Origin of the sequence: Ruegeria sp. HKCCD8929, assembly GCF_013031405.1 — a bacterium.
In the GTDB taxonomy this organism is placed as follows: Bacteria; Pseudomonadota; Alphaproteobacteria; order Rhodobacterales; family Rhodobacteraceae; genus Ruegeria.
In genome coordinates this window covers 301161-313186 of record NZ_WPZY01000001.1, presented here as the reverse complement: position 1 = coordinate 313186, position 12026 = coordinate 301161, and the positions used below count along the sequence as shown (strand labels likewise).

Below are 12026 nucleotides of genomic sequence, written 5' to 3'. Positions count from 1 at the left end.
ACACCGCAATGTGCGGAATTGCAGGACTGATACACAGGGGCGCAAGCTCGAATGTCGGCGGCGAGATGACCGCCATGCTGCAGGCGCTCAAGCATCGCGGACCGGATTCGACCGGCTACGCGGTTTATGGCGAGGGTTCGGAGGGCGATTACATCATGCGCCTCAAGGTGGCCGAGGCCGAAGACATGGGCAGCGGAAGCCGGATTCACGGGATCATCGAAGACCGGATCGCGGCAGTCGAGGCGATCCTCGGCGAACATGGCGCATCGGTGAAGGCCAAGGAGGCGCCCACCGAGTATTCCTTGCGCTACATCCTGTCCCATGACGGCGACACCGCCCGAATGGCCAATCACATCGAAGAGACCGAGGGCGTCGAGATCCTGTCGATGGGCAATGGTCTGGAGCTGATCAAGGATCTGGGCGATGCGTCGGACGTTGCAGGGCTTTACGGCCTCAACGATTTCCAGGGCACGCACGGGATCGGCCACACCCGCATGGCGACGGAATCGGATGTGGATATCCGGTCCGCCCATCCCTACTGGGCGTTCCCTTACAACGACATCAGCGTGGTGCACAACGGCCAGATCACCAATTACTGGATCATGCGCCGCGAAATGGAGCGCAAGGGCCACCGGTTCATGTCGAACTGCGACAGCGAACTGCTGGCGGTCTACACCGCGCACAACCTCGCCAACGGAGTGGCCCTCGAAGACAGCCTGCGCCGCTCCATCGACGAAATCGACGGTGTGTTCACCTATCTGGTCGCCACCAAGGACCAGTTGGGCATGGCCAAGGACACGATGGCCGCAAAACCCCTGGTTCTCTACGAAAGCGACAACCTGATCGCCATGGCCTCGGAAGAGGTGGCGATCCGGGCAATCCTTCCGCAGGAAATCGACACTTATGACCCCTATGATGAGGAGGTCCGCGTATGGCAAGCGTAACCGACGCCGAACTCAAGGAAATGACCCAGGAGGAACGGGTCAAGGCCCTTGGCATGACCACCGAACAGCTGACGGGCAAGTCGATGTATATCGAGTTCGACCCGGACGCGACCGAGCGGTTCGAATACCCTTGGGCGCCATCGGTCGACTTCAACAAGCGTACCGAGGTCGATTGCGACGGCAAGACCACGACCGAGGTAAACAACCAGATCCGGGCGTTGATGGCCGAGGGCTACGGCACCATTGTGCTGCAGAACCCACGCGGAATGCATTCGCTGGGTGTGGGGATCCTGTCCAAGCTGAACCTGATCATCGACGGATCGACCGGTTACTTCTCCACCGGTCTGATCGACGGGCCGAACGTGCGGATCACCGGACGCGTCGGCTGGTCCTGCGGTGAGAACATGATGGCCGGAACGGTTGTGGTCGAAAAGAACGCAGGCTCCACCTTTGGTGCCGCCATTCGCGGCGGCGATCTGGTGTGCCGTGGGTCCGTGGGCTCACGCACCGGCATCGACATGAAGGGCGGCACAATTCTTGTCGGCGGAGACACGGGCGCGCTGTCCGGGTTCATGATGCAGCGCGGCCGCATGGTCGTGTGCGGCAATGCCGGCAAGAATCTGGGCGACTCGATGTATGACGGCACGATCTATGTCGGCGGCGACATCCAGTCCTGCGGCGTTGACGCGGTCGAGGCCGAACTGACCGATCTCGACAAGGCCTGGCTGACCCGCAAGCTGACGCAATACGGCCTGATGCCCGATAAGGGCGTGGATCACTTCACCAAGATCGTCGCCGGCAAGCAGCTGTGGAACTATGACAATCTCGAGCCCAACGAAAAGAAATTGATCCTGTGAGGATGGCCTAGCCACCCGTTACCGGATTGAAAGGACGTGCAAAATGCCTGACGGAAGCCCGACACAAAAACCCGCACTGGCCCGAGACGTAAACCGCATCGGAGACAGTTTCATATTCCCGCCGCGTGTGATGGACGACATCCACATCAAGTCCGAGCTTGGACGCTATCGGATGCGCGGCTTTTCCCTGTTCAAGAAGATCCCACACTGGGATGACCTGACCTTCCTTCCTGGAACGCTGACCCGGTTCGTTATCGAAGGCTATCGCGAGAAGTGCGAGACCAGGACGGTGATCGGCCCGCGCGCTGGCCGCCCGCTGGAGCTGGATATTCCGGTCTACATCACCGGGATGAGCTTTGGCGCGCTGTCCTACGAAGCCAAGACGGCGCTGGCGCGTGGGGCGACCATGGCTGGCACTGCGACATGCTCCGGCGAAGGCGGGATGATCCCGGATGAACGCCGCTATAGCTCGAAATGGTTCTACCAGTGCATTCAATCGCGCTATGGCTTCAACCCAAACCATCTGGTTCTGGCCGATGGCTGTGAGTTTTTCATCGGTCAGGGCTGCAAGGTTGGCCTCGGTGGGCACCTGATGGGCCAGAAAGTGACTGATCAGGTGGCTGAGATGCGCTCGCTGCCCGCAGGTATCGACCAGCGCTCGCCCGCCCGTCACCCGGATTGGCTGGGCCCGGACGATCTGGCGCTGAAGATCCTCGAAATTCGTGAGGCGACCGGTGGCATGATCCCGATCCAGCTGAAACTGGGGGCCAGCCGCGTCTATGACGACGTGCGCATGGCGGTGAAATGCGACCCGGATTCGATCTATATCGACGGCATGGAGGGCGGCACCGGGGCCGGTCCGCATCTGGCCACCGAAGATACCGGCGTGCCCGGCATCGCGGCGATCCGGCAGGCGCGCAAAGCAATCGACGATCTGGGCAAGCGCGGCGAGATCACGCTGATCTACGCGGGCGGCATTCGCAACGGCGCCGACGTGGCCAAGGCCATCGCACTTGGCGCAGACGCCATAGCCATTGGCCATTCGGCGATGATGGCACTCAACTGCAACAAGGACATCCCCGAAGCCAACTATCCCGAAGAAATCGGTGCCGAGCCCGGCTATTGCTACCACTGCCACACAGGCCGCTGCCCGGTCGGCGTGGCGACCCAGGACCCGGTGCTGCGTCAGCGACTGGACCCGGATGAGGCCGCCGAGCGCGTCTACAACTTCCTCCATACGCTGACCATCGAGGCGCAGCTTTTTGCCCGCGCCTGTGGCAAGACGCATCTGCACAGCCTCGAACCCGAGGATCTGGCGGCGCTGACAATGGAGGCCAGTGCAATGGCCGGTGTGCCTCTGGCTGGCACCAATCACACAGTCGGCGTTGAAGACTATCACCACCTGTGATGGACGCACCCGCTCCCATCACCTGAAAGGAGTAAGACATGGCTGGAACACAATATCGCGGTTCCGAAATCAAGGATGTCGATCAGTTCCTGAATGACGCCGAAGGGCTTGAAACCGAACGCGAAAAAGAGATCGGCCAGCATATCGGCTATCGCTATGACGTGAACTTGGTCCCCGACTACGGGCGCCTGACCCCCTTCCTGAAGCAATACATGGAAGTGATGGGTTGGGACGATTTGAACTGGTTGGAGGACATCCACATGGGGTACGAAGAAGGCAAACCTGCCGTGTTCGACCGCAACATCAACGGCTGGGTGCGCATCCCCGACAGTATCGAACTACCCGACAATCAGCAGGACCGGGACATGATCGCGCGCGAGTTGTTGATCAAGTTCCAGATGTCGGACCGCCACCCGCTGGTCATGTTGAGAAAAGCTTATATGAAGTTCTGAACCCATGCCGCGCCCGCTGGACATCGCCTGCCTGCAAACCCGCCCGATGCCGGATTTCGCGTCCGCGCTGGACGAGGCGCTGTCGATGGCAGAGGCAGCGGTGCAGGCGGGTGCGGATATCCTGTTTCTCCCGGAGTACTGCGGCGGGCTCAGGTCGGACGGGCAGGCCCTGACCCCACCCAGTGCGCCAGAGGGTGCACATCCCTTCCTGACGGCGATGCGTGGCTTTGCCGCCCGGCACAAGGTCTGGATCAACATCGGCTCGATCGCTGTGGATGGCGCCGATGGGCGTATCGTGAACCGCGGCCTGATGCTGGACGATCAGGGAGAGGTGCGCGGGCGCTACGACAAGATTCACATGTTCGATGTGACGCTCTCGGAAACGGAAGTTTACCGCGAAAGCCAGACCATCGCGCCGGGGGATGAGGCTGTCCTGCACGAAACGCCCTTTGCCGCGGTCGGACACACAATCTGTTACGATCTGCGGTTTCCGCATCTGTTCCGCGACCTCGCCACCGCCGGGGCAGAGATCATCTGCTGCCCTGCCGCCTTCACCCGCCGCACGGGCGAGGCGCATTGGCATATCCTCAACCGCGCCCGCGCTATCGAAAACACGTGTTTCGTCGTCTCTGCCTGCGCAATTGGCGACATTCCGGGTGGCGGCCAAAGCTATGGCCATTCGCTGGTGGTCAATCCTTGGGGCGAGGTGGTTGCCGATGGCGGCGATCTGCCCGGAGTGGTTCAGGTCCGGATCGACCTCGACCTTGTCGGGCGCACTGCCGCCCGCATTCCCAGCCTCAGCCACGACCGCCCGTTTCGCAGTGCCCGCAACCGTAAACAGAGTGTCGCATGAGTTCCCTCGCTACATCCCTTGGTCAGACCATGTCCGATGATCCGCTGCGCATGACGTTCCTGAAATGGCAATGCCGGGTGCGCCAGATAGCCATGCGCGATGCCGAAGGCCGCCCCGATGACGCGATCTCACCCGCTGTGCTGCTGGCGGGTGAGGCCGAACCGATGGGCCATATCATCACCGTTCTGAACAAGGCACCCGGCTACTCCATGACGCCGGAATTCGAACATATGGCCGCCAAGACAAACGACCCCGCGCAACGGCGCGATCAGGCGATCCGGTTCCTGTCCGCCACCTATTTCCAAAAGGCCGCCGAGTTCTCTGACATCCTGACGGCCACCTTCCCGCCCGGCTCACCCGGCGCCCATCGGCTGCACGCGGCGCAACGGGTGACGCTGGTGTTCGAGGCCTATGCGCAGCGCTTCGACCTTGACTGCAAGGTCTGGAAACTGGCCTCGCACAACCCCCTGCATCGCGCAACGATGGCCCATAACCGCCTGTTCAATCCCAACCTGCCCGGCGAGACGGTGGTTTTGGGGTTTGAGCCGGATTGGACCGCCTCAACCTCGGGGACGGGTTAGCGGCGACAGGCAGCCTGTCAGAACACAAGACAATCGTGGAGGAAGTTGAATGACCAAGCGTATATGTGTGATCGGCGCGGGACCGTCAGGGCTTGCTCAACTCCGGGCATTCCAGTCCGCCGCGGACAAGGGCCAGGATGTGCCCGAGATCGTCTGCTACGAAAAACAGCCCGATTGGGGCGGATTGTGGCGCTACACTTGGCGCACCGGTGTGGACGAGCACGGCAACCCATGCCACGGGTCGATGTACCGCTACCTGTGGTCCAACGGACCCAAGGAAGGTCTGGAATTTGCCGACTACACGTTTGACGAGCATTTCGGCAAACCGATTGCCAGCTATCCACCCCGGGCGGTCCTGTTCGACTATATAGAAGGGCGGGTCAAGAAAGCGGGTGTGCGCGACAAGATCCGGTTCAACACGATTGTCCGCGACGTGCGCGCCATGCCGGACGGCGGGTTCGAAGTGGTGAGCCGGGACACGGCAACCGATACAGAAACTTCCGAAACTTTCGATCATGTCGTAGTCGCAACCGGACATTTCTCGGTCCCCAACGTGCCCCACTATCCGGGTTTCGAAGGGTTCAACGGCCGCATTCTGCACGCCCATGATTTCCGAGATGCACGGGAATTCATCGGCAAGGACATCCTGATCCTCGGCACCTCGTATTCGGCCGAGGATATCGGCTCGCAATGTTGGAAATACGGCTGTAAGTCCGTCACCGTCGCCCACCGCACAGCACCGATGGGCTATGACTGGCCTGACAACTGGCAAGAGGTTCCTAACCTCGAGCGCGTCGAGGGGCGCACAGCTTACTTTATTGACGGCAGCTCACGCGAGGTCGATGCGATCATCCTATGCACCGGATACAAACACCATTTCCCGTTTCTGCCCGATGACCTGCGGTTGAAGACCGCCAACCGGCTGGCCGCAAACGATCTCTACAAAGGCGTGGTCTGGACCAACAACCCCGATCTCTTCTACCTCGGGATGCAGGACCAGTGGTACACGTTCAACATGTTCGATGCGCAGGCCTGGTGGGTTCGCGATGCGATCATGGGAAAGATCGCCCTGCCCGACCGTCAGACGATGGAAGCCGATTGGAGGCAACGCCAGACCGACGAGGATGCCCTAGCTGATGACTATGCCTGCATCGCCTATCAGGGCGCCTATACGCAGGAACTGATCGACGAAACCGATTACCCCAGTTTCGACATCGAGGCTGCAAATCAGGCCTTCTACGAGTGGAAGAAGCACAAGAAAAAGAACATCATGACCTTCCGCGATCATGGCTATGTCAGCCCGATGACCGGCACCATGGCACCCCCGCATCATACGGTCTGGGTCGAAGCGTTGGACGACAGTCTGGAAAGTTACCTTGAGGTCTGACGCTCAGTCTGCGCGAGGCGGCGTGAACCGCCTGCGCGCTTCACTGGCCCTGACCAGCCAATCCTCGACAATCTCCTGCTCGGCAAAGCGTTTCTTTTCGATATTCCTGAGCAGAAAGTACCCGCTCTCGGTGCGGGCATAGCTTTGCTGCACGGGCCGGACCAGCTTGCCCGCGTCCAGCAGGTGGTCGACCAGATGGCCCCACCCCAGCGCCACGCCCAGCCCGTCCACCGCCGCCTGGATCGCCAGCGGGTAGGTGTTGAAAAAGGCGGCGCGGTCAAGCGTCACGTCCTCAGCCCCCTGATGACCCAGCCACGTGCGCCAGTCCATCCACTCGGTATGGCTGCTGCGCACCTCGATCAGATCGACCCCGGGCAGATCCTTTAACCGGGCGGCCTGCGGGACGCGATGGAGATAACCCGGCGAGCAGACCGGGAACACTGTCTCCCCAAACAGCATTCGCGCCTCAAAACCGGGCCAGATGCCTTCACCGCGCAGGATCGTTAGATCCATTTCCTCGGACATGCACTCTTCGTCGCTGTCACTGGCAACCAGCATGATCTTGACCCGCGTATTGCTGCGCCTGAAGGTGCGCAGCCGTGGCATCAACCAAAGCGCCGCAACCGAATTGGTCGCGGCGAGTGTCACGGTATTGTTGGTGTGATGCGCAAAGATATCCTCGGAGGCGTCGCGCAGGATGTCCAATGACTGCCCGACCGATGACAGCAATGCCGCTCCGTGCGACGTCAGAGTGATCGACCGGTGACCGCGCACGAAAAGGGGCAGATCATAGTGTTGTTCCAGCAAACGCACCTTGCGGCTGATCGCAGTTTCCGAAAGGTTCAGTTGCTCGGACGCGCGCGCAAAACTGCCAAGCTGGGCCGCTGCCTCGAAGGCCAGCAGATAATCCAGGGGCGGCAAGAGCTTTCGCTTTTTCAACATCGCGCGTCTACACTCCCCGTTGCCGAGCAGCGATCCCGGGCCGAAAGATTCGGCAACAGCCTGATCTAAACATACTTTCCGCCTCTTGCCCCTAAAATATGCAGCCTAAGCCTATCAAATCTCTGTTCTGAGCCCGGTCCGGAATTTGGCACTCTATACGCGCGCGGGATCGAGAGAATCCCAGTGGCGCAAGACGCCAGCCAGACAGGGAGCCACCATGAAACTGAAATCCGTATTACTTGCCGGTGCCATCACTCTGGCATCCGGAACAATGACGCTAGCCGAAGACAGCAGCGATCCGATCGTCATTCCGATCCACAACTGGTCCAGCCAGATCGTGATGAGCCACGTGGTCGGGCAAATCTTTGAATCGATGGGCAACAATGTCGAGTTTGTCACCACCGACAGCCAGGCCGTCTACGAGTCGGTCCGCCTGGGCGACGTCACGCTTGAGCTTGAGGTCTGGGAAGGCGCGTTCGGCGCATCCTTCCGGACCGCACTGGAAAAGGGCGGCTTGCATGATGCCGGCGACCACGACGCGGTCACGCGCGAGGACTGGTGGTATCCGATGTGGACCAAGGACGCCTGCCCCGGCCTGCCGGACTGGGAGGCGCTGAACGAATGCGCACATCTGTTCGCCACGGCGGAAACCGGCGACAAGGGCCGCTATCTGGATGGTCCGGTTGACTGGCTCAAGCACGGCAAAGAGCGGGTCGAGGCGCTGGACATGAACTTTACGGTGATCAACGCCGGTTCTGCAGCAGCGCTATGGGCCGAGATCGGTGCGGCAGAGAAAGACAAGCGCCCGGTCGTTGTATTCAACTGGACCCCAAATTTTGCCGAGGCCGTCTGGCCAGGCGAATTCGTCGAGTTCCCGGAATGGGTCGATGGCTGTGACAAGGACCCGTCGGTCGGTCCGAACCCGAACGCCCTCTATGATTGTGGCAATCCAGCTAAGGGGTACCTGAAGAAAGCCGCATGGGACGGGATGCAAGACAAATGGCCCAACGCCTACGAAGTGCTGACGAAAATCTCGTTCACCAACCCGCAGATCGCTGAAATGGCCAAGTTCGTCGATACCGACGAGATGGAGCCGGAAGACGCTGCAGCGCGCTGGTTGGAGGAAAACGAGGACGTGTGGCAAGGCTGGGTAACCGGCGGCTCGTGAGCCGGTCCTTGAACACAGGCTGAGACCGATGCCATCCTCGACGGTTCGGGGGTGGCATCACTATCCAAGGGGGAACTTCCGTTGAATAGCCAAACGCCCGTCATTTCCTGCCGCAACGTCTGGAAACTCTTCGGCGCCGACCCCGAGCGCTACCTCGCCCGGATGCAGGGCGAGAAGAGCTATGACGAGATCCGCGCGGATGGCTATATCGCCGGGGTCAAGAATGTCTCGATCGAGGTCGGACGCGGCGAAATGCTGGTGATCATGGGGCTGTCAGGGTCGGGCAAATCGACCCTCGTGCGCTGTTTTTCACGGCTGCATGACATCACCGGCGGCAGTATCGAAGTCGAAGGTCAGGACATCATGTCCCTGACTGAGAACGAGCTGATCGAGCTGCGCCGCAACAAGATGGGCATGGTGTTCCAGTCCTTCGGACTGCTGCCGCACCGCACGGTTCTGGACAATGTCGCCTTCCCGCTTGAGATGCGCGGCCAGGACCGGCACGAACGACGCGCCCGCGCGCTGGAGGTGATCCGGCTTGTCGGTCTGGAGGGGCGCGAGGAGTACTTCCCGCGCGAGCTGTCCGGCGGTCAGCAACAGCGGGTGGGTATTGCCCGCAGCCTTGCCATAGAGCCGGACATCTGGTTTCTGGACGAGCCGTTTTCGGCGCTCGATCCCCTGATCCGGCGCGAGATGCAGGACGAGTTCCTGCGCCTGCAGGAGATGCTGGGCAAGACCATCGTGTTCATCACCCACGATTTCGACGAGGCGCTGCGGCTGGCCGACCGCATTGCCATCATGAAGAACGGCGCGGTCGAGCAATGTGATACGCCAGACAAGATCGTCATGAACCCGGCCACAGACTATGTGGCCAAATTCACCGAGGAAATCGACAAGGCCCGCGTGGTGCATGCCGGCGCGCTGGCGCACCCGTTGAACGGACACGTCCCCGACGGCCAGCCGGTGGCCGCCCGAACCACAATACATGACCTAGCCCGTAGGTTGGTGTCGGACAGCGGCGACGAGTTGCCTGTCACGGATGACACTGGCGCTGTTGTCGGCGTGCTAAACCGTCAGGCCGCACTGGACGTGCTGATGGGCGACGGGTGATGGCCTCGGTTACCGACCATACCTCCCTTCGCGACGACCGGCGCAGTTCGGGCCGTATGTCAGCCTTGCGGCTGATCTTCGGCGCCGCGCTGTTGCTGCTGGTTCTGAAGGCGGTGGGCATGCTGCCCGAATGGCTGAACCGTCCGCCCGACTGGTTGATTCCGCCTTACGCCCAATGGCTGGACGCGTTCTTCAACTTCATCAAGGGCGACATGGAAACCGGGCGCCCGGGTCTGATCTATCTCACCCGGTGGTTTTCCGAGGGCCCGCTGGAGTTCATGCTGAACACAACGGCGAACCTGCTGGAAGGCAAGCGGCGCTGGCCAAATATCGGCCCGATCTCATGGTCTGCGATTGCGGCCGTGGCCACAGTGATCGGCTATTACTTAGGCGGCTGGCGCATGGCGGCGCTGGCGGGCGGTACGTTCTTCTGGACGGCGCTGGTCGGGCAATGGAAACTGGCGATGCAGACCCTGTCGGTGATCAGTGTCGCTGCGCCGCTTGCGTTCGTCTTCGGGCTGACGCTGGGTATTGTCGCGTGGAAATACAACTGGTTCGACCGGGCGATGCGTCCGATTCTGGCGGTGCTGCAGACGCTGCCGTTCTTCACCTACCTGCTGCCTGCCGTCATCTTCTTCAAGGTCGGTCCGACCGCGGGCGCAGTCGCCACGATCATTTATGCCATGCCACCGATGATCCTGATGACCACGCTGGGCCTGCAAAAGGTGAGCCCCGAAGTGGTCGAGGCCGGAAAGATGGCGGGCTGCACCCGCTGGCAGATGCTGCGGCACGTCTATCTGCCCGCCGCGCGAACGGAAATTCTGGTGGGCGTCAATCAGGTCATCATGCTGTGCCTTGCCATGGTGGTTCTGACCGCGTTCATCGGCATGCCAGGGCTGGGCGCAAAGCTGCTGGCGATGATGAACTCGTTCAAGCTGGGCCGCAGTTTCGAGATCGGCGTAACCATCGTGCTGCTGGCCGTCACGTTGGACCGGCTGTCCAAAGCCTGGGTGGTCAAGCAGCCGGAGCATTTCGAGAAAGGCACGCCCTGGTGGAAACGGCATTTCTACACGGTTCTGGGCTGCGGTGCCTTTGTCGTCTTTCTGGGTCTTGCGTACCTGTCAAACCGCGTGCCGAACTACACGCTGATCGAGGGCGCAAATCAGGGCAATATCCTGCAGTATCTTTTCAGCGTACTCGGCGACGTGCACCGCACCCAGGACCTGTCACAGGGCAAAGAGATCGACACCGCGATCAAACATTTCCTCGACCTTGACGGGATACAGGCCACGACCGAATGGTTGCGCTGGTTCCTGAATGTGCAGGTGCTGATCCCGTTCCGCAACGCGCTGTTGTGGGTTCCCACGCCTGCGTTCATTCTGGTGATCGCCGGTTTCGCCTATTGGCTGGCAGGACGGCGCGAGGCGATTATCGCCGCCATCTTCTTTTCCATCGTCGCCTCGACCGGCTGGTGGGATCGGTCAGTCATCACGCTTTACACAGTGATCTCGGCGGTAGTCCTGGCCATGCTGATCGGCATCCCTCTGGCAATCTGGACCGCACGGGGAGCAGCGCCGCCACTGTCCCTGCAGGGCAGCGCAAAGGACTTTGCCATCGGGCTCGTGGGCCTCGCCTTCAAACGGATCCCCGTCCTGTTTGGCGCTCTGCTGGTCTCAAGCCTTTATCACTTCTTCACGGCGGTTGAAGAGTCTGCAGCGTTTCTTTCACCCACCTCACCGTCGCTCTACATCTTCGGAGCGACCTTCCTTGTCCTGTGGCTGGCCGTGCGCGACTGGCCGCGTGACAAGGTTGTGCTGACCATTGTGGATACGGCTCAGACCTTCCCGTCCTTCATCTATCTGATCCCCGCGATCATGCTGTTCGGGGTGAACGACGTTGCGGTGGTGTTCTCGATCCTGATCTTTACGCTGGTGCCTCTGACCCGCTACACGGTCGAGGGACTGCGCCACGTGCCCCCCGAGATGACCGAGGCCGCGGACATGTCCGGGGCGACCCAGGTGCAAAAGCTGACTTCGGTGCAACTGCCGCTGGCGCTGCCCACAATGGCGGTGGGGTTCAATCAGGCGATCATGTTCGCCTTCTTCATGGTCATCATCGCCGCCTTCATCGGCACCCAGGACCTGGGGCAGGAGTTGCAGCGCACGCTGGCGGGCACCGATCTGGGCAAGAACTTCGTGCTGGGCATCTGCGTGTCGCTGATGGCACTGACCTTCGACATCACGATCAACAAGTGGGCCCGAAACCGCAAAGCCGCACTGGGGCTTGAGTGAGATGCCGATGCCCCATCCTTCGGAGTTGCCGCA

At 61.0% G+C, this 12026-nt stretch carries 11 protein-coding genes; 10 read left to right on the top strand and 1 reads right to left on the bottom strand.

From position 1 onward, the window contains the following. Positions 1-8 precede the first annotated feature (8 nt). Genes GOX53_RS01440 through GOX53_RS01410 form a run of 7 tightly spaced genes read left to right on the top strand, consistent with a single transcriptional unit; the run spans position 9 to position 6482 of the window. Positions 9-944: a glutamine amidotransferase gene (locus tag GOX53_RS01440; protein WP_171173199.1), complete on the top strand. Its 936-nt coding sequence runs from the start codon at positions 9-11 to the stop codon at positions 942-944. Continuing rightward, positions 932-1801, top strand: coding sequence for a GXGXG motif-containing protein (locus tag GOX53_RS01435; protein ID WP_171173198.1), 870 nt, complete (start codon positions 932-934; stop codon positions 1799-1801). The genes GOX53_RS01440 and GOX53_RS01435 overlap by 13 nt, the downstream gene beginning before the upstream one ends. A 43-nt stretch (positions 1802-1844) precedes the next feature. Further along, on the top strand, positions 1845-3209 hold the full coding sequence (locus GOX53_RS01430) for an FMN-binding glutamate synthase family protein (protein ID WP_171173197.1): 1365 nt from the start codon (positions 1845-1847) through the stop codon (positions 3207-3209). Positions 3210-3247: 38 nt separating this feature from the next. Continuing rightward, positions 3248-3661, top strand: coding sequence for a hypothetical protein (locus tag GOX53_RS01425; RefSeq protein WP_171173196.1), 414 nt, complete (start codon positions 3248-3250; stop codon positions 3659-3661). Positions 3662-3665: 4 nt separating this feature from the next. After that, positions 3666-4514: a carbon-nitrogen hydrolase family protein gene (locus tag GOX53_RS01420; RefSeq protein ID WP_171173195.1), complete on the top strand. Its 849-nt coding sequence runs from the start codon at positions 3666-3668 to the stop codon at positions 4512-4514. Then, complete coding sequence (locus GOX53_RS01415; protein ID WP_171173194.1) at positions 4511-5095, top strand: hypothetical protein; 585 nt, start codon at positions 4511-4513, stop codon at positions 5093-5095. Before GOX53_RS01420 ends, GOX53_RS01415 begins: the two co-directional genes overlap by 4 nt. Before the next feature lie 49 nt (positions 5096-5144). Next, positions 5145-6482: an NAD(P)-binding domain-containing protein gene (locus tag GOX53_RS01410; RefSeq protein WP_171173193.1), complete on the top strand. Its 1338-nt coding sequence runs from the start codon at positions 5145-5147 to the stop codon at positions 6480-6482. A gap of 3 nt (positions 6483-6485) precedes the next feature. Here GOX53_RS01410 and GOX53_RS01405 read toward each other — a convergent pair whose 3' ends face one another. Further along, a complete protein-coding gene (locus tag GOX53_RS01405) occupies positions 6486-7424 on the bottom strand; it encodes a LysR substrate-binding domain-containing protein (protein ID WP_171173192.1) in 939 nt (312 codons plus the stop codon). A gap of 271 nt (positions 7425-7695) precedes the next feature. Here GOX53_RS01405 and GOX53_RS01400 point away from each other — a divergent pair, with 271 nt between their 5' ends. From GOX53_RS01400 to GOX53_RS01390, 3 genes are all read left to right on the top strand, one after another. Further along, positions 7696-8592 (top strand): ABC transporter substrate-binding protein, encoded by an 897-nt coding sequence (locus GOX53_RS01400; RefSeq protein ID WP_371810240.1) that lies wholly within the window; start codon positions 7696-7698, stop codon positions 8590-8592. 81 nt (positions 8593-8673) lie between these two features. Beyond that, on the top strand, positions 8674-9702 hold the full coding sequence (locus GOX53_RS01395) for a glycine betaine/L-proline ABC transporter ATP-binding protein (protein ID WP_171173190.1): 1029 nt from the start codon (positions 8674-8676) through the stop codon (positions 9700-9702). Between the two features lie 56 nt (positions 9703-9758). After that, positions 9759-11993 (top strand): proline/glycine betaine ABC transporter permease, encoded by a 2235-nt coding sequence (locus tag GOX53_RS01390; protein ID WP_254446434.1) that lies wholly within the window; start codon positions 9759-9761, stop codon positions 11991-11993. Positions 11994-12026: the final 33 nt, after the last annotated feature.

Bases quoted from the DNA above. Each gene is read 5' to 3' on its own strand.
- GOX53_RS01425 (WP_171173196.1), top strand. From the start codon at position 3,248: ATGGCTGGAACACAATATCGCGGTTCCGAAATCAAGGATGTCGATCAG.
- GOX53_RS01430 (WP_171173197.1), top strand. From the start codon at position 1,845: ATGCCTGACGGAAGCCCGACACAAAAACCCGCACTGGCCCGAGACGTA.
- GOX53_RS01440 (WP_171173199.1), top strand. From the start codon at position 9: ATGTGCGGAATTGCAGGACTGATACACAGGGGCGCAAGCTCGAATGTC.
- GOX53_RS01410 (WP_171173193.1), top strand. From the start codon at position 5,145: ATGACCAAGCGTATATGTGTGATCGGCGCGGGACCGTCAGGGCTTGCT.
- GOX53_RS01390 (WP_254446434.1), top strand. From the start codon at position 9,759: ATGTCAGCCTTGCGGCTGATCTTCGGCGCCGCGCTGTTGCTGCTGGTT.
- GOX53_RS01415 (WP_171173194.1), top strand. From the start codon at position 4,511: ATGAGTTCCCTCGCTACATCCCTTGGTCAGACCATGTCCGATGATCCG.
- GOX53_RS01420 (WP_171173195.1), top strand. From the start codon at position 3,666: ATGCCGCGCCCGCTGGACATCGCCTGCCTGCAAACCCGCCCGATGCCG.
- GOX53_RS01400 (WP_371810240.1), top strand. From the start codon at position 7,696: ATGACGCTAGCCGAAGACAGCAGCGATCCGATCGTCATTCCGATCCAC.
- GOX53_RS01435 (WP_171173198.1), top strand. From the start codon at position 932: ATGGCAAGCGTAACCGACGCCGAACTCAAGGAAATGACCCAGGAGGAA.
- GOX53_RS01405 (WP_171173192.1), bottom strand. From the start codon at position 7,424: ATGTTGAAAAAGCGAAAGCTCTTGCCGCCCCTGGATTATCTGCTGGCC.